This window comes from Caballeronia sp. LjRoot34, from assembly GCF_964253815.1.
In the GTDB taxonomy this organism is placed as follows: domain Bacteria; phylum Pseudomonadota; class Gammaproteobacteria; order Burkholderiales; family Burkholderiaceae; genus Caballeronia.
Map to the genome: position 1 here is coordinate 2,119,268 of NZ_CAXUSB020000002.1, position 22,930 is coordinate 2,142,197.

General features: G+C 62.1%; 20 protein-coding genes. 3 read left to right on the forward strand and 17 right to left on the reverse strand.

Translation table 11 applies throughout. The features are described from left to right. Nucleotides 1–16: 16 nt before the first annotated feature. Complete coding sequence (locus ACSQ36_RS29000) at nucleotides 17–910, reverse strand: alpha/beta fold hydrolase (RefSeq protein ID WP_436184624.1); 894 nt, start codon at nucleotides 908–910, stop codon at nucleotides 17–19. A gap of 273 nt (nucleotides 911–1,183) precedes the next feature. On the opposite strand from ACSQ36_RS29000, the gene ACSQ36_RS29005 reads away from it, so the two are divergent. Both ACSQ36_RS29005 and ACSQ36_RS29010 read left to right on the forward strand, forming a co-directional pair. Further along, the gene (locus tag ACSQ36_RS29005) at nucleotides 1,184–1,546 is read left to right on the forward strand and encodes a hypothetical protein (protein ID WP_436184625.1); all 363 of its coding nucleotides are present in this window, start codon (nucleotides 1,184–1,186) and stop codon (nucleotides 1,544–1,546) included. Between the two features lie 166 nt (nucleotides 1,547–1,712). Beyond that, nucleotides 1,713–2,726, forward strand: a complete 1,014-nt coding sequence (locus ACSQ36_RS29010) for a GlxA family transcriptional regulator (protein ID WP_436184626.1) — start codon at nucleotides 1,713–1,715, stop codon at nucleotides 2,724–2,726. Here the strand turns inward: ACSQ36_RS29010 and ACSQ36_RS29015 are convergent. The 13 genes from ACSQ36_RS29015 to ACSQ36_RS29075 all read right to left on the reverse strand — a co-directional run bounded on the left by ACSQ36_RS29015 (nucleotide 2,715) and on the right by ACSQ36_RS29075 (nucleotide 18,278). Next, nucleotides 2,715–3,977, reverse strand: coding sequence for an NAD(P)/FAD-dependent oxidoreductase (locus ACSQ36_RS29015; protein WP_436184627.1), 1,263 nt, complete (start codon nucleotides 3,975–3,977; stop codon nucleotides 2,715–2,717). The genes ACSQ36_RS29010 and ACSQ36_RS29015 overlap by 12 nt on opposite strands. A 36-nt stretch (nucleotides 3,978–4,013) precedes the next feature. Next, nucleotides 4,014–5,705 carry an NAD(P)/FAD-dependent oxidoreductase gene (locus tag ACSQ36_RS29020; protein ID WP_436184628.1) on the reverse strand — a complete coding sequence of 564 codons (1,692 nt, stop codon included), beginning with the start codon at nucleotides 5,703–5,705 and terminating at the stop codon, nucleotides 4,014–4,016. A gap of 61 nt (nucleotides 5,706–5,766) precedes the next feature. Beyond that, nucleotides 5,767–7,134, reverse strand: a complete 1,368-nt coding sequence (locus ACSQ36_RS29025) for an MmgE/PrpD family protein (RefSeq protein ID WP_436184629.1) — start codon at nucleotides 7,132–7,134, stop codon at nucleotides 5,767–5,769. Between the two features lie 24 nt (nucleotides 7,135–7,158). Then, the gene (locus tag ACSQ36_RS29030; protein WP_436184630.1) at nucleotides 7,159–8,247 is read right to left on the reverse strand and encodes a flavin reductase family protein; all 1,089 of its coding nucleotides are present in this window, start codon (nucleotides 8,245–8,247) and stop codon (nucleotides 7,159–7,161) included. Continuing rightward, nucleotides 8,240–9,514: an aromatic ring-hydroxylating oxygenase subunit alpha gene (locus ACSQ36_RS29035; protein ID WP_436184631.1), complete on the reverse strand. Its 1,275-nt coding sequence runs from the start codon at nucleotides 9,512–9,514 to the stop codon at nucleotides 8,240–8,242. Before ACSQ36_RS29035 ends, ACSQ36_RS29030 begins: the two co-directional genes overlap by 8 nt. A gap of 34 nt (nucleotides 9,515–9,548) precedes the next feature. Next, complete coding sequence (locus ACSQ36_RS29040; RefSeq protein ID WP_436184632.1) at nucleotides 9,549–10,445, reverse strand: nitrilase-related carbon-nitrogen hydrolase; 897 nt, start codon at nucleotides 10,443–10,445, stop codon at nucleotides 9,549–9,551. Between the two features lie 21 nt (nucleotides 10,446–10,466). Next, nucleotides 10,467–11,390 (reverse strand): glycine betaine ABC transporter substrate-binding protein, encoded by a 924-nt coding sequence (locus ACSQ36_RS29045; RefSeq protein WP_436184633.1) that lies wholly within the window; start codon nucleotides 11,388–11,390, stop codon nucleotides 10,467–10,469. 62 nt (nucleotides 11,391–11,452) lie between these two features. Beyond that, complete coding sequence (locus ACSQ36_RS29050; protein ID WP_436184634.1) at nucleotides 11,453–12,193, reverse strand: ABC transporter permease; 741 nt, start codon at nucleotides 12,191–12,193, stop codon at nucleotides 11,453–11,455. After that, a complete protein-coding gene (locus ACSQ36_RS29055) occupies nucleotides 12,190–13,425 on the reverse strand; it encodes an ABC transporter ATP-binding protein (protein WP_436184635.1) in 1,236 nt (411 codons plus the stop codon). Before ACSQ36_RS29055 ends, ACSQ36_RS29050 begins: the two co-directional genes overlap by 4 nt. Then, the gene (locus ACSQ36_RS29060; protein WP_436184636.1) at nucleotides 13,422–14,159 is read right to left on the reverse strand and encodes an ABC transporter permease; all 738 of its coding nucleotides are present in this window, start codon (nucleotides 14,157–14,159) and stop codon (nucleotides 13,422–13,424) included. Before ACSQ36_RS29060 ends, ACSQ36_RS29055 begins: the two co-directional genes overlap by 4 nt. Before the next feature lie 357 nt (nucleotides 14,160–14,516). Further along, nucleotides 14,517–15,203: a GntR family transcriptional regulator gene (locus ACSQ36_RS29065; RefSeq protein ID WP_436184637.1), complete on the reverse strand. Its 687-nt coding sequence runs from the start codon at nucleotides 15,201–15,203 to the stop codon at nucleotides 14,517–14,519. Between the two features lie 42 nt (nucleotides 15,204–15,245). Continuing rightward, nucleotides 15,246–16,919 (reverse strand): dihydroxy-acid dehydratase, encoded by a 1,674-nt coding sequence (locus tag ACSQ36_RS29070; RefSeq protein ID WP_436184638.1) that lies wholly within the window; start codon nucleotides 16,917–16,919, stop codon nucleotides 15,246–15,248. A gap of 12 nt (nucleotides 16,920–16,931) precedes the next feature. Then, a complete protein-coding gene (locus tag ACSQ36_RS29075; RefSeq protein WP_436184639.1) occupies nucleotides 16,932–18,278 on the reverse strand; it encodes an FAD-dependent oxidoreductase in 1,347 nt (448 codons plus the stop codon). Nucleotides 18,279–18,400: 122 nt separating this feature from the next. Between ACSQ36_RS29075 and ACSQ36_RS29080 the strand changes: the two genes are divergently transcribed. Further along, nucleotides 18,401–19,771, forward strand: coding sequence for an MFS transporter (locus ACSQ36_RS29080; protein ID WP_213764568.1), 1,371 nt, complete (start codon nucleotides 18,401–18,403; stop codon nucleotides 19,769–19,771). Nucleotides 19,772–20,006: 235 nt separating this feature from the next. Here the strand turns inward: ACSQ36_RS29080 and ACSQ36_RS29085 are convergent, their stop codons facing one another. The 3 genes from ACSQ36_RS29085 to ACSQ36_RS29095 are packed head-to-tail and all read right to left on the reverse strand — an operon-like array spanning nucleotide 20,007 to nucleotide 22,914. Further along, complete coding sequence (locus ACSQ36_RS29085; RefSeq protein WP_213764567.1) at nucleotides 20,007–20,954, reverse strand: LysR substrate-binding domain-containing protein; 948 nt, start codon at nucleotides 20,952–20,954, stop codon at nucleotides 20,007–20,009. Further along, nucleotides 20,951–21,817: an alpha/beta hydrolase gene (locus tag ACSQ36_RS29090; protein ID WP_436184640.1), complete on the reverse strand. Its 867-nt coding sequence runs from the start codon at nucleotides 21,815–21,817 to the stop codon at nucleotides 20,951–20,953. Before ACSQ36_RS29090 ends, ACSQ36_RS29085 begins: the two co-directional genes overlap by 4 nt. Further along, nucleotides 21,814–22,914: a zinc-binding dehydrogenase gene (locus tag ACSQ36_RS29095; protein WP_436184969.1), complete on the reverse strand. Its 1,101-nt coding sequence runs from the start codon at nucleotides 22,912–22,914 to the stop codon at nucleotides 21,814–21,816. Before ACSQ36_RS29095 ends, ACSQ36_RS29090 begins: the two co-directional genes overlap by 4 nt. Between the last annotated feature and the right edge of the window lie 16 nt (nucleotides 22,915–22,930).

A 22,930-nucleotide genomic window follows, 5' to 3' on the forward strand; every position in this document is an offset into this window, starting at 1 on the left:
CCTCATGCGCGAGGCGTCAACCCGCCCACGCGTTGATATCAAGTACCGCGCTGACGAATGCGTCTGGCGCCTCCTGCGGAAGATTATGGCCTGCGTTCGGCACGACGCGGTTCTCATGGCGTCCAGTGAACCGCTTTAAGCCCACCGGTCTTCCCCCCGGCGGCACGACGCCATCAGCGTCGCCTTCGAGTGTGATCGTGGGAACGGTGATCGACGGCATGGCGGACAAGCGGCGCTCCATATCGTCGAACTGTGGATCGCCATCGACCAGTCCGGCACGGTGCCGATACGAATGGATGACAACATCGACGAAATCCGGATTGTCGAACGCAGCGGCCGAGCGGGCGTAAGTGTCGTCGTCGAAGCCCCAGCTCGGCGACCATAACGACCACAACAGGCGGCAGAACGCGCGCCGGTTTTCGGTCAGTCCAGCCCGGCCACGCTCACCATGAAAGTAATATTGGTACCAGAGCCGATGTTCTTTCTCCGGGTCGTCTGGCCGCATGGCGGTGGCTATGTTCTGAATGTTGTAGCCATTGACCGAGACCAGCCCCCGCGCTCTCGACGGATACAGCGCCGCCACAATGCATGCTGCCCGGCCGCCCCAGTCATATCCGCCCAGCACAGCCTGTTCAATCTCAAGTGCATCGAGCAGCGCTAACAGGTCCGCCCCCAGCGCTGCCTGCTGACCCGAACGAAGTGTTGCCGGCGCCAGGAAACGCGTAGGCCCATATCCCCGAAGATAAGGTGCGATAACGCGAGCACCCTGGGACATCAGGTGTGGCGTCACATCCTCGTACGCGTGGATATCGTAGGGAAAACCGTGTAGCAGGATGACCGGCCATCCGTCGACATCACCTTGTTCGTCATAGGCGATGTCAAGCAGGTTGGTTGCAATTCTTTTAAGCATGAAGCCCCCCTTTCGCATGAAGTTGTCCAGCCGGTCGCAGCGGATTGCCGTCGGAACAATGAGTCTGACAGCATCCAGCCGACTTGCCCGGTCACGTGGCTACGCAAGAGCAACAATAATGCGTTTCAAGCGACCTCAAATCCCCAGACAAACCGATCGTCATTGGCAGCGACCGTATCGGCGTCCACAGCGCGGCGAACAGCACGGGCATCACCCATGGAACACGAACCTCCACGCGCCTTGCGGTGATATCGATCCTCTAGAGCCGTGCCCGTGGGTCTACAACTGATTTGGGCGCATCATAGCGAGGCACTGTTGTCCAATGTCGATGTCGACTGGACGTTGCCGCGCGGCCCGATGTACCGCTTCAACTGGTCGGAGGGCGCCGGACGGACGCAAACCTCGCTGGCCGCAGTCCCGGTGCGCGGGTCGGTTCATCGTTACCGCCTTTCGATCATCATTGCGTCCGACGAGACCGCTACGCGACTTGCCGCCACGCCATCGCCGAACTTCGACGAGGTTTGCCGGATCATGTTGCCCGCTCTGCCGGACGGCACACAGCTGTCAGCGATGCGATGGTCGTCGGTGTACCGCGTCAGTCACCGGATCGCCTCGACTTATCGGGCTGGACGATGAACCGGGCATCGCGAGAGGCCCCGCTCGGCATGTGCACCCACTGCCCGAGAGCCATAGCCATACCAGAAAAAGACGGCCGTTTTATTGAAGGCGTACGATACTTGAAGGAGTCTCCGCACAGTACCGCCCGCGCGAGCGTTGCTCGCAGATATGCCTTCAGTGAACCATGAATTCTGACAGCCTCGACACGCTAAACCCGCTCCACATGTCCGAATCGCAGACGGTCGCCGTTATGCGGCGCTTCGTGTTCCTGCTGGTGGAAGGACTGTCCATGATGAGCCTGTCGTCCGCCATCGAGCCCTTGCGCTCGGCTAATCGCCTCGCCGCCCAGCCGCTGTATGCATGGGAGATGGCGAGTCTCGACGGAACCCCCGTACAGGCCTCGAACGGCATTGAACTGCAGGCTCGCCCGCTCACCGAAGCCATGCTCCACGCGGACTATGTGTTCGTGTGCGGCGGCCTGCGGCTCGACCCCGAACTCGAACCCCGCTATCTGCGCGCGCTGCGCACCGCGGCGCGCAGCAAGGCTGTGATCGGGTCGTTATCGACGGGCAGTTATCTGCTGGCCCGCGCGGGATTGCTCGATGGTTACCAATGCACCATCCACTGGGAAAACCTGCCGGCGTTCGCGGAGGAATTTCGCGACTTGCTGTGCTCGGGAAAGATCTACGAGATCGATAGAAACCGGATGACCTGCTCAGGCGGCATCGCGGCAATGGACATGATGCTGCACTTGATCTCCGAACAACATGGCGCCGAACTCGCGGTGCGCGTGGCAAACCAGTTTCATCATGAACGCATCCGCGACGGCCGCGACGATCAGCGCGGCTGGCGCGACCACAATCACGCCAGCCTGCCAAGAGGCATCCGGCGAGCGATCGACCTGATGCGGGCGAACGTGGAAGCACCGCTGCCGATTGCGCAGATCGGCACGACTATCGGCATGACATCGCGGCAACTCGAACGCCTGTTCCTGCGTCACCTGAACGCCACGCCCGCACGCTATTACGTGCAGTTGCGGCTCGAACGCGCGCATGAATTGCTGGCCTATTCAAGCGTGCCGGTGGCAGACATCGCGCTCGCTACGGGCTTTGCCTCGCCCTCGCATCTGGCGCGCTGGGTGCGTCGTGTCTATCAGGCGAGTCCGTCGGACCTGCGGGGCGCGCAGTCACGATCCTAGCGGCGCGAGAACGTCTTGCTCAGGTTCGTTGCAACGTGGCGAAGCCAGCGGCGAAGGGAGCGGTGAAGGGAACGGCACCCAGCCCTGTAACGCCCGCCAGTCCGGTTCAAGATTCGCAAATCGCGAAAGCGCAAAGCTCGAAAGATCCGCGAAGCTGCATGTGCCGTCGATCACGAGATCGCGGATAGCGTGGCCGCTAGCCGGCGATAACCCGAATCCCACGCTCGACAACGTCGCCAGGGTGAGGTTATCGAATTGAGCGGGCTGGTCGATGATCGGCCGGCCGTCGGGCGTATTCTCTATGAAGCCCGCCCAGCTGCGAATCACGCGCGCATGCGCGACCTTCGGGAACAACGCAGCCACGCGGGCCGCGATGCTGCATTGCAAAGGCGTGGAATGAGGCCGCTGGCGGTTCACGTCGGCGAGATCGATCCACTCGTGCGGACCGCCGCCATAGGCAAGATTGCCGCGCAGCGTTTGCCGTCCATACAGGCCATTACCGTCGACGCCACCTATGCTCATGGGCGGCAGCGGTTCCGTCACGATCATCTCGGCGCGCGCGCTCGCAAGCGGGACATCCACGCCGAGTTGCGCGGCAAGCTCGCCGGTGTGCGGTCCGGCGGCAAGCACCAGATGATCGCAGGCAATGTGGCCACGATTTGTATTCACCCCGGTGACGTGGTCGCCGTTCGTCGTGAAGCCGGTCACGTTCGTATGCTGCAGCAAGCGCCCGCCGCGGTCCTGCATCGCCCATGCGTAAGCCTGCAGCGTCCGGTGTGGATTCGCGTGGCCGCCGAAGTGATAGAAATAACCGCCGAAGACGTTGTCGCCCGCGAACGGCACGAGTTCGCGGACCTGCCTCGGATCTAGAACGTCTGAGCGCAGACCGTGAAACGCGCCGTTATCGAGCGCCCGGCGATAAAGCAGGAACTGATGCGCGTCGAGCGCAATGCGAATGCGGTTGGGGCGAAATTCAGTAGGATAACCAAGCAACTCGTCCATCATCGGCCAGAGCCGCTGCTCTTCCAGGAACAGCGGGCTGTGATGATGCGAGCAGCCGCCGCCGTTGCGGCCGGACGCGCCCCAGCCAATCAGGCCGGCGTCGAGCACAAGCGTGTCGACGCCGGCCATGGCCAGCCACCATGCTGCGCTCAGGCCCGTGACGCCTCCTCCGACGATGACTACCGAGGCGCCTGCCGGTACGTCGTCGCTGGGACCGGAATAGTTGGTCAGGTGGTGTTGCGCTGTCATTGTGCTTGTCCTCGTGCTTGCGCGTTTTTTTGAAGCCTACTCGCTCGCCACGGCTGCGCCGCGCTCGCGTCCTGCCGCCGTATAAAGCGGCACGGGCCGCCAGAACGGCACCCATTGCGAGGCCATCCCAAACCAGCTATCCCAGTGCTCGCGAAGTTCGGGCACTTCTTCCAGGGTCGCAAGCTGACGCAGCGGCAGCGGGCGCACCGGCGAGCGGAATGTGGCGAGTGGCAGGGCCGCCAGCGCGATGCCCGAGCCGATGGACATCAGCGCCGCGACCTGCTCCCGGCACCGGCGCCCCTGGCATGGACCCATGCAGGCGCGCGTGAGACGTTTGACGATATCGGGATTCGGCGGGCCATCGCCGGCCAGTTGTGCGAGCGTGTGCGGGTGCTCATGCTCCTTCTTGCTTTCCCAACCGATGTACCGCGGTGGGCGAACCAGCAGGATCTCGGCGGCCGTTACCTCCTCGCATTGGCAGACATAAGGCTCGCCATCCGCTTCGATCACCGACGCACGCACCCACGCGCAGCGCTCGTGTGCGGGATCGATGTGAACCGCATCGGGCACGACGGGCGCTTCTTCAGCAACGTCCTGATCACTCACGCCCAGCGCGCTCAATGCGGCCGCCGCTGCGATGCGCCCTTCGCGCCTCGCGATCGAGGGCGTTACGCTTTTATCGGCCCATGTTCCCGCGCAATCGCCTGCTGCGAGAATGAACGGCAACGACGTGCGCTGTGCTTCATCGACCCGCGCAACGTGCCCGCCGCGCTCCGCGATGAACGCGGTATCGCAGCCGGCTGCCTCCAGTAATTCGATAGCCGGTACTGTCGCAATCCCGAGCAACACCGTGTCGCAAGCCAGGCGCTTCAGTTCGTCCTTCCGATGCCGCCCGTCAGCGTCCACTGCCGCGAGCGTCACGGCCTCGACCTCGCCCTCGCCTGATCCAGTACCACCGCCCTCCGCCCGCTCGATCACATGGCGCGTGAGCACCTGCGTTCCCTGAGCGATCAGGCGGGCGAGCAGCGCGGCGTCGCCCGTCACGGTTTCGCCTTGCTCGATCACCGCCGCGATGCGCACGCCTTTATCGGAGAGTGCATTGGCTATCTGCAACGCAGCGGTACTGCTGCCCACCAGCACGGCCACGCGTGCGCTGAGCGCGTCGTAAGTCACTGCAAGCCGATACGCCGCGCTCGCGCCCATCACGCCCGGGCGCTCCCACCCCGCGAATGCGAGCCCCATGTCACGGCTGCCCGACGCGACGATCACCTGCTTGAAACGCAGCAAATAAGCCCGTTCCTCATCTGCCAGACCCGCGACGCGGCCATCGATCCACGCGGCTGTCGGACGTTGCGGAAACAGTCCCCATGCCACCGTACCGAGGCGCACATCGACGCCGGCTTCCAGCGCATCGGCGAGTTCAGGCGTGCTCTCGAGCAGCGCTTCGAGCATGGCGTTCCGGTTTGCCACAACCGCGCCGATACGACCGCCGAAGTGCAGCGGAATCTCTTCGCCCATCGTCTCTAACGGCACCGGGTTTTCGTCGATCAACGTCACCCGCACGCCCCGGTTCGATGCAGCCAGCGCAGCAGCAAGCCCCGCCGGTCCCGCGCCGATCACGAGCAGATCGGTTTCGTCGGCGATAGGCGGCTGCTTGCCTGCGACCGACGCCGGATCGTATTCCACACGGCTGGAAGGTTCAGCAGGATGCCGCACGGGTTGGTCCACGAGTTGTCCTCGATCGATGAAGGGTTGTCCGATTATCAGGTGATGCGCGCAGCGCGCCAGATCACAAAACCGACCTGATCGCTTCCACGAGCGACGTTTCCGGCTGGGTCAGCACGAGATCGAGAAGCGGGCTCAGGGCGTGCGCCGGTTCGCTCAGCGCGAACACTTCCCTTTCTATCCGCGCCGTCCGGTCCGGGCTCATGCGCACCTCGGAAAAGGCGCGAAACTTCGCACGCAACGCATCGCGCGGCAACGGCCGTTCAGGGTCGCCTTGCGATTGCATCGGGCCGGAATCGAGCCTCCTGCCATCGCGTGTGTGCACGATGACACGGGCCCAACGCTGCACGGGGAAAAGCGCGCTGAACGAAGCGGAATCACCCAGCTTCATGCGCGGAATCAGACCACGCAGACGAGCGTCGGCGAGACCTTTCGACCCGATCGTTTCCGCGTCCACGCGTCCATCCAGCAAAGCTGCCGCGACTGGAAAGAGCACGCCGTACTGGGCTTCCTCGGTCGTGACCGGAACAGATGCGCACAGGCGGGTCGCCTCGTGAAACGTCTCGATCTCGACGCTTTCAATCGCATCCGCCGCGAAGACATTCGTCTCGCGCAAATGCAGCGCACAAGCGATTGCCGGATGTGCCCAGCGGCACACCGGGAACGGCTTGAAATACTGGTCGAGAATGAACCAGCGGCGCCCGAGATCGGACCACAACGCACCTTCTTCGCCGGCTTCAACCGTTAGTGCGGGAGCGCCGGTAAAGTGACGCGCGGCGAGCAGCGCGGCGCTCACGCCCGCCATGCAACCCCAGCCCGAGCCGTCCTTGAGCATGGTCGGAAAATCGATGCAGCGCATCATGTCGCTGCGTGGTCCGTGATACTCCGCGATACCTAACGCATGACGCGTTCGCTCAACATCGAGCTTCAGCCCTCGCGCGATTATCGCCGCCGCGGCCAATGCGTTCCACGCGCCGGACGTGTGGTATTCGCTGCTGGTTGCGTGCAGCGCGATGCCGGCACGCGTACCGATCTCGTAGCCGAGCACAAGGCTCGTGAGGAAGGAACGGCCGTCCATCGACGGGTCCAGTTCCGCCATCGCCAGCAAGGCGGGCAGCACGGCCACGCCGACGTGGCCCTTCGTCAGCGAATGGCCGTCGTGGCCGTCGAAGCTGTCGATCGTCATCGCGCCGGCCAATGCCGCACCGAGCGGACTCGCGATACGTCCGTTGAACAACAGCCGTGTGCGCATGCTGCCCGCGCCGAAAAATTCAGCGGCATGATCGCAGGCTATCTGCGCGAGTTGCGTGCTGCTGCCCGCTGCCGCGACGCCGAGCAGATCGAGCAGGCAGTATTGCGCCTGCTCGACCACGGCATCGGGCAGATCCTCGAAGCGAAGCGAGTGGATGAATTGTCCAACGTGATCGTTCATTGCGCGTGGTCTGCCGGAGAAGGGTTAGAAGTCAAGCACCAGATCAGATAATGGCCGGCTTGAGCAAGCAAGAATGAAGCCCTCCGCTTCGTCATGGGTGGAGAGCCCTCCTTGATGCTGCATGTCCACCGCGCCCGAACGTTTGTGCAGCTTGCAGGTCCCGCAGATGCCGCTCGCGCAAGCGCAGGGAATGACGACCTGCTGCCGCGACGCGGCCATCAAAACCGTTTCGCCCGCGCGTGCAGTGAAGTGCTTGTTGCCCAGCGTGACATCGAAACTCTTGTCTGTGTCCGAAGCTTCCCGGTCTGCCGGCGGAGTCGATACCGTCACCGCGCCGAAATGCTCCACATGAAAACGTGCATGCCTGGCGCCATCGGCGGCGTGAATGCGCCGGATATCGTCCATGAACGATGCCGGGCCGCAGCAATAAACTTCACGCGTGAAAAAATCGGGCATGGCCGCCGCAATCAGCCGCCGCGATGCGCGCCCGCGCAAACCAAACCAGCCGGGTCCGGGCAGACTCAGCGTGACGGTCGCTTGCAGCCTGGGCATCCGCGCTTGCAACGTAGCGATCTCGTCGGCAAACAAGATGTCTTCCACACGGCGTGCCGCGTGAAACCACGCGATATCCTGATCGGGCGCGTGGCGCGCGAGAGTGCGCAGCATCGACATCAACGGCGACGCACCCGATCCTGCCGAGACCAACGCGAGCGGCCCTTGCGGCACGGCGTCGAGTCGAAATACGCCTAGCGGGTAACGCGAACTCACGCGCATGCCGGGCTTCAGTTCGTCATGCAACCAGCGCGTGGCGCGTCCTGCCGGTTGCCGTTTGAGCGTGAGTTCGAGCGTCTCGCTACCGGCAACAGTACCCGGCGCCGATGCTATCGAAAACGTCCGGTCCACGCGTTCACCGTCAATATGGAGCGTCAGCAGCATCGATTGCCCGGCAACGAACCGAGGGGCATCGCGGGTTGTATCGCGGAAAACAAACGTCTTCACATCCGGCGATTCTGACCTCACCGCGACGCATTCAAGCATGCGGTCCACAGGTGCATCCGGCGTGCCGGGGAACGGCGCTTCGAGCGCGCTGATATCGCCGGGGACGTTAGCCATTGGACACCTGCAATTCGATCGTGCGGGGCTTCGAACTCGCGCGCTCGACATACGCGGCAAGTTTGTCCGCGTACCAGTTCGTGAAGTTGCGCAACATGAATTCCGATGGCGCGTACGGTCCCGGCACATAGGCTTTCGATGCAATGCCCAAATGATTGTTTGCCGCCAGCCGCGCGTCCTGGTCGTTGGTCGCGCGCCAGACCGACGTGAGCGTTTCGACGTCGTAGTCCACGCCTTCCACCGCATCTTCATGAACGAGCCAGGTCGTGCGCAACTCGGTCCGGTTCGCGGAAAGCGGCAGGATCCGAAAGTGGATGATGTGATCGGAGAGGAAATGATTCCAGTTATTAGGTACCCTGAACATTCTCACCGAACCCAGGTCCGGCTCAATCAACTCACCGAGCAGCTTGGTACAAGCCGGCGAACCATCGGCCGTGAACGACACCGCGCCGCGATGGAACGGCAAGCGGATGCAACGGAACTCGTTGCCACCGTCCGCAGGCTGATGCGGCAAGCTCAGGCTGTCCCACTGGCGGCCTTTATCATTCATCAACTGGCGAAAATCCTGCGAGCCGCGCGGATCGTCGGGCAACGCGAATTCGATCAGCGTGGCGAGCAGTTCGGGATGATTGCCCGAGCAGTGGTAACACTCGCGGTTGTTCTCTATCACGAGCTTCCAGTTCGCGTTTTCCACAATGGTCATGGAACACGCCACCTTCGTCCGTTCAGGCTGATGTGGCGCAATGTACGGCGTCACCGTACGGCGAAAGCGCGACAGGTCAGGCGTGATCGAGTGAGGATCGGAAGGATCGGCGAGACAGATATAGACCATGCCGCAGATCACTTCCACCTGCACCGGCGCGAGTCCATAACCGTCGCGTTCGAAATCAGGCGGCATCTGGCGCGCGTGCAACAACGCGCCGTTCAGGTCGTACACCCACTGGTGATACGGACATACCAGCCTATGCGCATGCCCCTGCGGTTCCATGCAGATACGCGATCCGCGATGCCGGCAAGTATTGAAGAAAGCCTTGATCTCGCCATGCGAATCGCGCAACACGATCACGGACGTCCCGCCGACTTCCAGCGTCTGATAGTCGCCAGGCTGGGGAATCTCGCAGGCGTTCAGCGCGAACAGCCAGTCGTTCATAAAGACAGCGTCGAGATCCAGCGCATGAAACGATTCGTCGATATAAAACGGCTGGGCCAGACTGAATCCTTCGCGCCGGCTGGCCAGTAGAGCGTGAACCCGTGCTGCGTCCAACATCGTCATGTCCGCCCAAGAAAACATTCGTGTGAAGCTATTGTGTTCCGCCGTTTTGCGGCGTGAGCGCAGGTTCACGACCAAGCCCATCACGAAACCGACACGATGCAACAGCCGGATTCAACTTCAGCGCGTTGGCGTCGCGAATAGTGGGCAACGCGAAACGCGCCTGGCGCACGGCGTCGTAGTCCAGTGTCGCAATCACCAGTTCTTCGCGGGCCTGTTCGCTTTGAGCAATGACATGACCATCGGGGCCGACGATGCGCGAACCACCCCAGAAATGGAGATCGCCCTCGCGGCCCACGCGGTTCGCCATCACGACCGGCGTACCGTAGACCAGCGCGTAGAAACGCAAGGCAAGGTCCCAGCCGCGCGGGTTGTCGAAGTCCTGGCCGACGGCTTCGAGCGCCGAGCTGACCGGCGCCGCGAACAAGGTCGTGCCCGCACACGCCGATGCATGCACGAGCGCCGGATTCCACAGGTCGGCGCAGACCGGCGTAGCGACGCGCCAGTGCGCATCGAGATCGAAACCACCGAGCGCGTCGCCGGGGGCAAAATACTTGCCGTCGTCGAGCTTTCCGTAGGTCGCCAGGGAAATCTTCCGATGCACATGGACCACGCGGCCTTGCGCCAGCGTGGCCACGCTGTTGTAGAACTGCGCGCCCGGCGCTTCTTCCATGAAGCCGACCACCGCATGCACGCCGGTACATGCAGCCGCTATTTGCAGCAGCAAGGGGTCATCGGCGGGCATGGCGAGACGCAGCGCATCCGCACCCGCGCCGTGGCCCACCAGTGACAGTTCCGGAAATACCAGCAGTTGTACGTTCGACGCTGCGGCGGCCGCGAGCATCGACAGATGCTTGTCCACATTCGAAGCAATCGAGCCCGGCACGCTTTCCATCTGTGCGGCCGCCACCACGAGTTCATGTTTCATGTTTGCGCGCGAACCCTCGGTCTAGATCAGTCCCGACGACTTCAGGAACTCTGCCGCGACGTCGTCCACCGACTTCTTCGACACATCCACTTCGGCATTCAGACGCGCCATGGTCTGGTCGTCGAGTTTCGCGGAAAGTGCGTTGAGAATGCCCGCGAGCGTCGGATTGGCGTCGAGTGTTTCTCGACGGATGACTGGTGTCAGCGCGTAGGCCGGGAAGAAACCCTTGTCGTCGCGCAGCACGATGAAGTTGAACGCGGGCACGCGGCCATCGGTCGTGAACACCAGCGCGAGATCGACCTGCCGGTCCTTCAGCGCCTGATACGTCAGGCCCGAATCCATGCGCTTGACCTGCGGCGGCGAGAAGCTGAAGCCATAGGCTTGCTGCAGCGGCTTGAGGCCGTCGGGCCGTGCGTAGAACTCTGAATTGCACGCGAACGTCAGTTCCTTGCCGCTATTGAGGACCTTAGACAAGTCGCTTAGCGTGGCAATGCCAAGCTTCGCGGCTTCGTCGCGATTCATCGCCAGGCCATAGGTGTTATTTGCCTTCGATGGATCGAGCCATACCAGTCCCTTCTTCGCATCCAGCTCTTTCACGCGCTGATAGGTCTGCGCCGGATTCAAATGATCCGTGACCTTGTTATAGGTGATCAACGAGGTGCCCGTGTATTCCCAATACACATCGATCTGGCCATTTTCCTGCGCCTCGCGCAGCACGCTGCTGCCCATGCCGTCCTTTTTAACGACGGTGAATCCCTTGGCCTCCAGCAAGGCGGTGGTCATCTGCGCCATCAGCACTTGCTCGGTGAAATTCTTGCCGCCGACCGTGATCGTGGCTGCACCGGCGGACGTCGATGCAAACGCCCCGGCGATACAAAAGCCTAGCGCACAGGTAAACGCGGAAATTGAAGCGCGGGAAAAAAACCGGGAGAGCCGAGTGTGCATGGAAGGTCCGAAATGTGGTTAAGGGACAAACTGACTTGGCAAACGAAACGAAAAAAGACCGCTCAACGCTGCGGATTCACGCCACGCGGCACCAGCCGAAGTTGCATCTGCGCGACCAGCATGTCGGTGGCAATGGCGAGTGCCGCGGTTGGAATCGCGCCGGCAAGCAGCATCGGAAAATCGTTCAGGTCGATGCCGGTAAAGATCAGCTCGCCCAGCCCGCCACCGCCCACGAGAAATGCGAGCGGCGCGGTGCCGACAGTGATTGCCAGAGCCGTTCGGAGTCCCGCGAAAATGACGTACATCGCGTTGGGCATTTCCACTCGCCACAGGATCTGCCAACGGGTCATGCCAATGCCGGTCGCGGCGTCGATCAGCGTCGGCGGCACGGCACGCAGGCCTTCGTAGGTATTCATCGTGATCGGCAGCAGGGTCGCCACCCACAAGCCGAAGATGGCCGGCTTTGCGCCGATTCCGAGCAGGCTCATGGCCAGCGCGAGCAGCGCGAGTTTCGGCACGGCTTGTCCCGCGTTGAGCGCGAGCAGCACGAGATGCGCCGCGCGGCCGCGTCCAGGCCGGCTGAGCCAGATACCCGTGGGGATCGCGACCGCGATGGCAGCAAGACCGGCGATTGCAACCATGAGCATCTGCTGACCCGCCTGATACACGATGTCCGCGCGATACTGCGCGAGCGACGAGAACAAGCTGTCGGCATGAGCGTCGGCGCACGCGGCCAGCATCATGAGCGCCACGAAAAGACATCGGCCGCGCACGCGATGAACGGTAGGCGAGCCCATGCTCATGCGCCCTCTTCCGCGCGCGTGAGCACGCTGGGATCTTCCTGGCCGGCGAGCGAAGTAGAGCCCGCGGTGTCATCGGTGAAGACACCCAAGCCCGCTTGAACGCATGCGTCCGGGTGCGCCGCGCGCGCCAACGCCGCGATCGCTGCATAGCTGACATAACCGGCGAAGCGGCCGGCATCGTCGAGCACGGCGAACCATGAGACGCCGTGCGCGAGCATGGCGGACACTACGCTGCGCAAGTCGTCGCCTGCACGGGCCGTCGCAGTAAGCGGCATCGCAATCGATGCATCCAGCCGGTCGTCCGCGTTCACGCCCGCGGCGTCCAGGCATGCGGCGCTGAGATAGCCGCACGGCGCCCCGTTAGAATCGACCACGATGACCTCGCCGCCGGGATGCGTGCCCAGCGCCGCGCGCACGTTGCGGTGCGTTTCTCCAACGCGCGCGACCGCTCTCGAACTCATCAGCGCATCGCTTGCGCACAGCAGGCGCAAGCGCTTCAATGCGCGATCCGAGCCGACGAAGTTCGCGATGAACGCGCTGGCCGGCCGTGCCAGCAATTCTTCCGGCGGTCCATATTGTTCGAGCTTGCCGTCGCGGAAGATCGCGATCTTGTCGGCCATCTTCACGGCTTCGTCAATATCGTGGCTCACGAACACCACGGTCTTGTTCAGGCGCCGCTGGATCTTGCGAAACTCGTCCTGGATAGCCGTGCGGTTGATCGGATCGATGGCGCCGAACGGTTCGTCCATCAGCATCACGGGAGGATCGGCGGCAAGTGCGCGCGCGACCCCCACGCGTTGTTGCTGACCACCCGACAGGTCACGTGGATAACAGCGCATGAACACGGCCGGATCAAGCGCGACGAGTTCAAGCAACTCCTCCACGCGCTTGCGCGTGCGCGCCTTGTCCCAACCGAGCATCTGCGGCACGAGCGCGATGTTGCCTTCCACCGTCATGTTGGGGAACAGGCCAACCTGCTGAATCACATAGCCAATGCGCCGACGCAACTCGACCACGTCGAAGCTCGCGGTGTCTTCTCCGCCGATCAGGATCTTGCCCGACGTCGGCTGCACCAGCCGGTTGATCATCTTTAGCGTGGTGGTCTTGCCGCAACCCGAGGGTCCGAGCAGCACGCATAACTCCCCTTCGCCAATCTCCATCGTGAGGTTGTCGACCACCGCTTGCGACTGGCGCGATTCGAAGCGCTTGGTGAGATTCTGAAGCTTGATCATCGGCTCTCCGCAATGGTGATGGGGTCGACTGCGCGCACGTCCGCTGAGACCGCCCGACGGCCAAAGGCCAGCAGGGGCAAGCGTGCCGTGCGCAGGCCGGCAGGCGTGAGGCGGCGTTGCAGGCAGGCCAGTCCAAAGTCCGCCACGATCGCAAGCGCACCCACGATCACCGCCCCGGCTATCAGTTGTCTCGGGTCCGACTGCGAGATGCCGCGGCTGATCAGCTTGCCGAGTCCGCCGGCGCCAATATAGGTTGCGATCGCCGCAATGCCGATGTTGATGACCACGGCCATCCTGATGCCGGCCATGATGATGGGCACGGCAATGGGCAGTTCGACGCGGAAGAGCCGTTGCTTCGTGGTCATGCCCATGCCGCGCGCGGCTTCTCGCATGGCAGGGTCGAGATTGCGGATCGCCGTGTAGGTATTGCGCACGATCGGCAACTGGGAGTAAAGGAACAGCGCAATCACCGCCGGCAGGAAACCGATACCTTGTCCAATCAGCGACAGTACCGGGATCAGCAAGCCGAACAGCGCGATCGACGGCACCGTCATGAGGATGGCGGCCACATAGAGCACGATCCGCGCCACACGTTCATTGAGGCTGATGGCGATACCCAGCGGTACCCCGGTGAGGATGGCAAAGCCGACGCCCACCGCCACGATCTGCAGATGCTCGACGAGCATGTGCAAGATCGAAGGACCGTTTGTCCAGATGAAAGCGAGCGTTTCCAAGCGTCCTCCGGAAGAGAGCCCAGCCGATTGGGTCGATAGCGCTGCGGGATCAGGGTTTGTCGGTATATGGGCGTGGACCATGGACCGTTTTCCAGACCTCCTCGCCGCCAGAGAACTGTAGCGGCTCAAAATGCACGGCAGCACCACGTTTTCGACATCAAGTGTCACCGAGGCGACGCCCGCGGGTTTTCGCTTGGGGCCGGAGTAGGTTTTGGATTTGGGTTTGCAGGCGCTTTTAGCGCGATTCTGCCTTGCGGCCACGCCTGGTCCCGTTCGCGCTCGGGAGCTTCAGAGGCTGGGGTCTGCCTACGCCCGGAAGGGGGCATATCTCGTGCAGATGGGAACTATGCGCTTCGGCTATCGATAGGAATCGAGCGCCGCCCGTGTAAACGTCTCGACATTATCGATCAACCGATCCAGCGCATCGCGCGCCAGATCTTCGTCACCGTCCGCGATCGCCGATGCAATTCGCGCATGCAATCGTGCCGCTTCGGGCAGATTCGCCGATTCCTTGTAATGCGCGTACCAGAATCGCCGCGACAAACCCTGCATGAGTTTCATGGCGGAAGTCGCGTATTCATTGCGGGCACTTTCGAGCAGCAAGCGATTGAACGTCCGGTCATGGGCAAGAAACGCATCGCCGTCATTCTCCTGCGCCGCCTGCTCCATCTGCTCGGCCAGCGTGGCGAATTCCGCGCGCTGCTGCGCGTCTGCGCGTTTCGCCGCGACTGCCACCAGATACCGTTCGAGTTCGCGCCGGACTTCGAGCAGCTTCAGTTGCTTGCGCACGTCGATCTCGGAAATGATGATGCCGAGCTTCGGCACGATCACCACCAGACCTTCGCGCGCAAGCTGCTGCAGCGCTTCGCGCACGGGCGTCCGGCCCAGGCCCAGCAGCTTCGACAAGCCGTTTTCGGAGACGATCTGCCCCGGCTTGAGGCTGAGTGTCGCTATGCGCTCCTCGATCTGCGTGTACGCCTGGCCTGCGAGGCTTTGCTCTTCGTTGTCGACAATGACAGGATTGACCGGCACGGGTCCGTTCATAAATGGGCCTTCAGAGTGATTGGCGGACCCGGCCGGCGACCATCAGCGCTTGCCGAGCACCGCGCCTTTTGAAAGCGGCTGCACCAGTTGCTGGTACATGGAAAGCCAGCCCTTTTCAGTCGTTGCGCGCAGGGGCGGAAGCGCCGTGAGGCGCGCCTCCATTTCGCCGTCCGAGATTTCAAGAGTCATCGATTTCTCGTTGAGGTCGATCGTTATTATGTCGCCGTTTCGCACCACTGCCAAGGGACCACCCTCCGCCGCCTCCGGCATCACCTGCCCGATGGTAATGCCGCTGTTCAAGCCCGACAGCTCGCCGTCAGTCACAACGGCAACGGTGTCTCCCAGCCCCGCGCCGACCAGCGCCGCCATGAAGCTGGCAGCGAACACCGTGCCCGGCCCGCCCTTCGGTCCCATCATGCGCAGGACCACAACCGAACCGCCCGCGATCTCGTTCTTCTCGATTTGCGCGATCGCATCGTTCTCGTCTTCGAATACCGTCGCGGGTCCGGAAAAGCGCCGCACGTGTTTCGGCACGGCGGAGAGCTTGACCACCGAACCGTCCGGCGCAAGATTTCCCCTGACGATGATCAGGCCCGGCTCAGCAAAAAACGGCGTCGCGAGCTTGGCGATAACCGCTTCGTCCGGCGCCGGACGCGCGTCCAGGTTCGCTTGCAAACTGTTGCCCGTCACGGTCATGACCGAGGTATCGAGTACGCTTTGCAGTTGCTTCATCGCCCCGGCGCAGCCGCCGGCGGCCGCAAAATCCTCGATCCGGTCGGGTCCGTTCGGACGCACCTTGGTGATCTGCCCGACCAGCGCGCCGGCTGCTTCGAATTCACCGATGATATTCACATCACACTCGCTCTCGATAGCGGCAGCCAGCAGATGGCGCATCACATTGACCGAGGCGCCGATTGCCACCGCCACCCGGACCGCGTTACGAAACGCCGCCGCCGTCATGATCTGGCGCGGGCGGATATCCCGGGCGACCAGATCCATGATCGCGACGCCGGCGCGTGCCGCGTAGTCATTGAGCGCTTCGCTGCCCGCGCGGATCGGCGCGTTGCCCGGCAGCGTCATTCCCAGCGCTTCCGCCATGCAATGCATGGAATTGGCGGTGGCGAGGCCCGCGCACACGCCCGGCCCCTTGATCGCGTGGCATGTCATCTCGGTCAGGTCATGCAGCGTGATCTTCTTCGCCTTGTACGCGCCGACCGACTTGTAGACCTCTTCAATATCGACATGATGGTCGCCGCACTGAGACCCCAGTTGAAACCCGCACGTGACGATGATGCTCGGCACATTCAGCCGCCCCGCGGCCATGAGTTGCGCGGGCGTGGTCTTGTCGCATGAAGCGAGCAGCACCATGCCGTCCAGTTCGGCGCCTTCCACCTGGACCTCGACGTCGTTGACCAGCAAGTCGCGCGTGGGCATCAGGTAGCGCCCCTGCTTGCCGGCGCTGGTGACGAAATCGGATGGCGCCACCGTGCGGATTTCCAGCGGCACGCCGCCGGCTGCGCGAATCGCGTCCTGTACAACCTGCGACACGCCATCGAGATGCTGATAACACACCGACAATTTGCTCGATGAATTCACGATCGCGATCTTCGGTTTTTCGAAGTCCGCTTCCGTCAGGCCCATCGCCAGCCATTGCGAACGGCGCACGGCCCAGCGCGTGGTGCCCGGCGTGAAATTACTGCGCAATTTTTGAGTCATTGTGGAGTTCCTTTAATCGAGTTGTGCGCCATCGCGGTTAAGCAGCAAGCGGATATCGCGACCTGCCAGCCTGCTCACCGGAATGTGTTCGTTGACAGCCAGCGCCGCGGCGTGGCCGATTGCGTGACCATAGGAAAAGCACTGCGCCGTGACGCGCGCGGACGCCACCGCTTCGTGTTCGGCCGATAAACATCGCCCCGCCGTCAGCAGCCCGTCGCCTTGCTGCGGCACGAAACAGCCGAACGGGACTTCGTAGTAATCGTTGAGCAGCCACTCGACGCGCGGCCGGCTGCCGCTATGCAGCTCGATTGGCCACGGTGAACGCGCGATGCCATCGGCGAATTTCTTGCCCGCGAGAATGTCGGCGTTGAGCAGCGTCTGCACGCCGAGCGCCTGACGGCTTTGTCGGATGCCGACCTGCACGCCGGTGTCGTTGACCCAGCTCGTCTCGCATCCCGCCAGATGGTCGCGGAAGAAGCACGCATACTCACGCACTTGCAGGCGCCCTTCGAACTCCGCTTCCGTGAAATCCCGATGGATCATGGAGTTGAGCTCGCGGCCATCGGCGCCCGTGATACGCGTGCAATTGCAAAGCAGTTCGCCCGGACGCGGTGTAGGGAACAGCCAGATCTTGGCGCGCGGCAGCGTATAGCCGCGGCCATTCGCCTCCACGAGCTGCACCGATATCTCGGGCGGCATGATCGTGTCGTGGCCGTACGCGCTGAGAAACCGCTCCACGTCCACACCGCCGAGGCGAAAGATCATGGTCGGATTCTGAACGTGACCGTTGTCCCCCATCGAGGTCGGCCAGCCCGCCATGGTGACCAGGTCGGCGTCGCCGCTGGCGTCGATCGTGATGGGAGCCAGTACCCGCACCTTGCCGCTCTTTGTATAAATCTGCGCACCGGCGACGCGACCTTCATCCAGCACGACTTCCGTCACCGTCGCGTGATAAATCACGGTAATACCGGCTTCGCGCAGCAGCGCATCCGCTACCTCGCGCCATACCAGCGGATCGTGGACCACCGTATAGGTCTTGCCGTATTTCACCGGATCGCCAAGGCCGCCCCGCGCATGCATCATCGCGATGAATTCATCGACGAATCCATGCACCAGCTGGTTGGGCGGCGCGTCTCCATTGCTGGCTTCGTACAGGCCGCACACCGTGCCCGACAGGCCCGCGACCGCACCACCTCCGCAGAACCCGTAGCGCTCCGCCAGCACGACCCGGCAGCCCTGCCGTGCCGCCGTTACCGCCGCTGCGAGGCCCGCCGCGCCGCCGCCCGCAACGAATACATCCGCTTCGATAGTCTCGACCGGACGGACGTCGCGCGTCTCCAAAACGATCGTTCGAGTCATGAATCTCCTCCATCCAAGGTTCGTTTTCTGGTTGACACTCTAAGCAACAACATCATATTCTGTCAACATGTCACTGACATACTACCAACATACAAGATCATTTCGACTTAGGAGACAGCCTTATGAGGCCGCGCATTCCGTACCGGTGGATCATTGCCATCGTTCTATTTGTTGCCTACAGCATCCAGTACCTTGACCGGGTAAAAAGCAGCGTCCTGAACCCGATGATTGCGCACGATATCGGCCTCAGCACCGGTGATATCGGCACGGGCGCATTCCTGATGCTGCTGTTCTACGGGCCGTCGCAATATGTGTCGGGCCTCCTCACGGACAAGTTCGGACCGAAGCGCATCCTGGTGTTTTCGGTGGTCGCGTGGTCGGTGATGACCATGTACATGGGCGCGATCCAGACCCGCAACGAATACCTCTTGCGCATGGCGTTGTTCGGCATGCTGGTGGGAACTGAATACGTGCCGTCGGCGCGTATTCTGATGCGCTGGTTCAACAAGGAAGGCCGGGCGCGCGCGCAGACTATCCTGGCGTGGGCCTGGATTCTCACGCCCGCGTGGGCAAGCGTGGTGGCGACCCAGTTCGCCGCGCATGCGAACAGCTGGCGGATCGTATTCGTGGTCACGGGCGCGTTGGGTGTCGTCCCGCTCGCGATGATTCTGCTCTTCGTGTTCGATCGCCCCGAGCAGTACAAGAAGATCACGGAAGAAGAGCTGGAATATGCTTACCGCGACGAGATCGCTTCCGGCACCATCAAGCGCGGTGAATATCGCAACGCGCAGCAGGACATCATGCGCAACGGCGCGGTGAGCTTTCTCGACCTGTTCAAGAACAAGACCTACGTAGCGGTTGTTTTTGTCGATATCGTGATGCAGATCACGTTGTACGGCGCACTCACCTGGATCCCGCTTTATCTCTCGGACACCTTCGGTTTCAAGCTGCAAACCATGGGCTGGTGGAGCGGACTCTATTTTCTCGCGGGTGCGGTGGGCAGCTTCGTATCGTCCTATCTCTCCGATAAAGTCTTTCACGGCAACCGCAAGATCATGATCCTTGCGTGCTTTATCGGCCTCGCTCCGTTCGTGGTTTTGCTCGGCTCATTGCAGCATGCCAATCAATTGCTGCTGACTATCGCGCTTTGCGGCATGGGATTCTTCGGCAACATGGCGTGGGGACCGTTCCTCGCATTGCCTGCCGAAATTTTCACGCCGGAGGTGTATGGCAAGGCGATGGGCTTCATGAACGGCGCGGGCTATTTCGTCGCGGCGTTCTCCGCAAAAATCTTCGCGATTCTTGTCACTGTCGATGCCCTCGGAAAGAAGGACTACAGCAACGGATGGTATTTCATCGCGCTGTGCGTGGTCGCAGGGGTACTGGCGGCGAGCCGGATCAAGACCGGATCGCCGGCCGGCGAGCAAAGACACCCGGACCATGGGCTGAATGGGGCGCCAGGGCCGCGAGAAAAAGGGCAGAACGTGCTCTAGCATGCTGCTGCAATGCGGGCAGAACAGGAACCAGGCGCCGGAATCGGTGCCAGATAAAATCTGGCACCGTCCGGTTCAGGAAGAACGTTTGAAGTACAAAGTCCAGGACCGTTTGCCGGCACCGTTTGCCGGCACCATTTGCCAGCGCTGTTCAACATGTACGTACGCGTCGGAGTCCTCCCTCTTCAGTTCCAGGGTGGCACCCCGTCACAGCGCAGGCTTGACGTGAGTTGCGCTATCCCAGGTCGGCGGCTTTCAATACCGCTGGGGATTTAACGCTTCCGTCCACGCTCGATTCTGCGAGATCCGTAAAAGCAGCAATAGTCTTCGCGCCTCTTCTCGAACGCAAACAGACGACATAAGAATGCGTGAAGCTCTTGTAATCTGAAATGTGCAGGACATGCAGGTTGTCATGGGGACGATATTCCGCCTGAGACACTATGCCAATGCCCAGCCCCTCCATCACCGCTTCCCGCACTGCATCGCGCGATACCTCCATGACAACTTTCGGGTGCACGCGATGTTGCGTCAGCTCCTTTTCGAGCGCAGTCCGTGTCATCGATCCCCGCTCGCGCATGATCATTCGCTGACCGTCGAGTTGCGCCAGCTTGATGCTGTCCAGCAGCGCCCACGGATGAGAAGAATTGACGAAGACGAGGATCTCATGGGAGCCAAGATGGCGCGAGTAAAGCCGGGCGTCGTTGACAATACTGCCGGTGATCGCGACATCCGTGCTCGAATCCAGGATCTTCCTGAGCACGCCATCGGAATTGTCGCTATCGATGGAAACCTGAACCAGCGGATACCGTTGCGTGAACTTCGCGAGCAGTTTCATCACGAAGAAAGGCCCGACTGTCCCAATCCGAATAGATCCGGACACGGCTTCGCCGGTCGAGCAGAGCAGATCGACCGCTTGTTCCTCGAGCTCGAATATCTGCCGCGCGACCGCGAACAGGGCCATTCCGGTTTCACTTAGCTGCAATCCCTTTGGAGAGCGAATGAATAGTTCGACGCCGTAGTTCTCCTCCAACTGCTTGACCTGCACGGTCAGGGTCGGCTGGCCAATGTGAAGCAGCAATGCCGCCTTCGTAAAGCTCATCTCCTGGGCGACGGCATAAAAGGACCGCAACTGGTTGAAGTTGACGAAGGCGAGTTTGCGCTCGCGCGGTCGTTCCGGCGTCATGCGGGTTTGCATCCCGTGCGGCTCATGCGCGCATCGATGGCACTCAGGACAAGGCCATCATCGCGAGTAAGGTCCATCAGTACCGTGTAGTGATTGCGGGCGGGCAGCATTGTGACAGTCGTGTCGAGACTACGTGAGGCGCGGTACGCAGCAAAGCGCCGGGTTTGCGAGTCGATAAAGCCGGTCGTCTCCTCTGCACCCACACCGAGGATCATCCAGCCGCCGAAGGGGCTTAGCCGGATCGGGCTAAGTGCTTTGGCATCGGCCGGGGTCAGGCAGATTTGCTGAGCGAGACTGGTTTTCATCAAAGGCTCAAGATCGAAAATTCCACTGATACAAGCACATCCGGCGATAGGTAAGCCCCGTCCCGCCGGCGCAGCGAACGAGGTTGCAACCGCCAATGCCGCAAGATGACCACCGGCCGAATGTCCCGCGATCACCATCGACGAAAAGCGCGGCAACTGAGCGCGCCCCGCTGTGTCCAGCCAGTGGAGCGCTCGACCGATGCTCGCGACAATGCCCGTCAAAAGCGTCTCCGGCGCAAGCGGATAATTTAACACCGCGACAGAATAACCCAGCTTGACGAACGGCCTGGCGACAAACGCAAACGAGCGCTTGTCCATGCTGCGCCAATAGCCTCCATGGATGAACACAAGCAGCGGCGCGTCGACCTCGCCGGCGAACAGATCTGCTCGCTCGAGCGGATGACTACCGTACGGGACGTCGAGGGTACATGCATGCGTGCTGCGGACGTCGGCACTCAAGCGGTCGATCGCGTCGTAGACGTGCCGCCGCTCGGGATACCGCGCGGAGAAAAAGTACTGCGACTCGATTGCGGGGTCTATCGTGGGATCTATCGTCACTCGAATGACACCACGCTTCTGAGCGACTCCCCCGAAACCATGAGTTCGAAGCCGCGATTGATCTGATCGAACGGCAGGCGGTGCGTGACGAGCCGGTCGATATCGATCTGACCGTCCATGTAGAGATCGACGATACGCCCGAGTCCCGTGCGCCCGCGCACACCGCCAAAATAGCTCCCTTTCACGGTGCGCCCATAGCGCACAGCGACCGGTGGCACGGACATGAGCGCATCGCGCGGTTCAACGCCCAGCAGCACGCAAGTGCCCCATCCGGCGTGGCAGCAATCGAGCGCCTGGCGCATGACGGCGACATGGCCGGTGCATTCGAAGGCGACATCGGCGCCGCCGTCGCACAGGTCGCGGATTTCTTCCAGAACGCGGCCCGCGCTGGCATCGATGTAATGCGTCATCCCGAGCTCCCGGGCGATCTGCGCCTTCGACGCATGCAGGTCGACGCCGATGATCGCATTCGCGCCGGCAATGCGCGCGCCCTGCACGATATTCACGCCGATACCGCCCAGCCCGAACACGACCACGTTATCGCCTTCGCGCACATCGGCAAGCGCTGCCCCGACGCCAGTGGTCACGCCGCAACCGAGCAGACAAACCGTGTCGAGCGGCGCGTCCTTGCGAATTTTGGCAAGCGCGATCTCGGGTACAACGGTATAGCGCGAGAATGTCGATGTTCCCATGAAATGGTGCAATGGCTCGCCCTGCCATTGAAAGCGCGGTGAACCATCGGGCATGACGCCCCGATCGCGCGTCGGCTTGATCGACCAGCACAGGTTCGTGCGCCGGCTCAGGCACATTTTGCAGACGCCGCATTCCGGGCCGTAGAGCGGAATGACATGATCGCCGGCGCGTAGCGTGCTGACGCCAGGACCGGTCTCGATCACCCGGCCCGCGCCTTCGTGTCCCAGCACCGCGGGATACACGCAACTCGAATTGCTGCCCTCGATCGCGGTAAGGTCCGTGTGACACAAACCGGTCGCGGCTATTTCGACCAGGACTTCGCCCGTTCGCGGTCCGTCCACCCATATTTCATCGATGACGAAAGGCAAATGGGGCGCCACGCAAATGGCGGCAAGACTTTTTATCATCGGCGTTCGGTGG

Excerpts from the sequence above, each read along its gene's own strand:
- ACSQ36_RS29065 (WP_436184637.1), bottom strand. The coding sequence starts at position 15,203 with ATGAACGGACCCGTGCCGGTCAATCCTGTCATTGTCGACAACGAAGAG.
- ACSQ36_RS29080 (WP_213764568.1), top strand. The coding sequence starts at position 18,401 with ATGAGGCCGCGCATTCCGTACCGGTGGATCATTGCCATCGTTCTATTT.
- ACSQ36_RS29015 (WP_436184627.1), bottom strand. The coding sequence starts at position 3,977 with ATGACAGCGCAACACCACCTGACCAACTATTCCGGTCCCAGCGACGAC.
- ACSQ36_RS29075 (WP_436184639.1), bottom strand. The coding sequence starts at position 18,278 with ATGACTCGAACGATCGTTTTGGAGACGCGCGACGTCCGTCCGGTCGAG.
- ACSQ36_RS29055 (WP_436184635.1), bottom strand. The coding sequence starts at position 13,425 with ATGATCAAGCTTCAGAATCTCACCAAGCGCTTCGAATCGCGCCAGTCG.
- ACSQ36_RS29000 (WP_436184624.1), bottom strand. The coding sequence starts at position 910 with ATGCTTAAAAGAATTGCAACCAACCTGCTTGACATCGCCTATGACGAA.
- ACSQ36_RS29040 (WP_436184632.1), bottom strand. The coding sequence starts at position 10,445 with ATGAAACATGAACTCGTGGTGGCGGCCGCACAGATGGAAAGCGTGCCG.
- ACSQ36_RS29085 (WP_213764567.1), bottom strand. The coding sequence starts at position 20,954 with ATGACGCCGGAACGACCGCGCGAGCGCAAACTCGCCTTCGTCAACTTC.
- ACSQ36_RS29070 (WP_436184638.1), bottom strand. The coding sequence starts at position 16,919 with ATGACTCAAAAATTGCGCAGTAATTTCACGCCGGGCACCACGCGCTGG.
- ACSQ36_RS29045 (WP_436184633.1), bottom strand. The coding sequence starts at position 11,390 with ATGCACACTCGGCTCTCCCGGTTTTTTTCCCGCGCTTCAATTTCCGCG.
- ACSQ36_RS29035 (WP_436184631.1), bottom strand. The coding sequence starts at position 9,514 with ATGTTGGACGCAGCACGGGTTCACGCTCTACTGGCCAGCCGGCGCGAA.
- ACSQ36_RS29050 (WP_436184634.1), bottom strand. The coding sequence starts at position 12,193 with ATGAGCATGGGCTCGCCTACCGTTCATCGCGTGCGCGGCCGATGTCTT.
- ACSQ36_RS29010 (WP_436184626.1), top strand. The coding sequence starts at position 1,713 with ATGAATTCTGACAGCCTCGACACGCTAAACCCGCTCCACATGTCCGAA.
- ACSQ36_RS29030 (WP_436184630.1), bottom strand. The coding sequence starts at position 8,247 with ATGGCTAACGTCCCCGGCGATATCAGCGCGCTCGAAGCGCCGTTCCCC.
- ACSQ36_RS29025 (WP_436184629.1), bottom strand. The coding sequence starts at position 7,134 with ATGAACGATCACGTTGGACAATTCATCCACTCGCTTCGCTTCGAGGAT.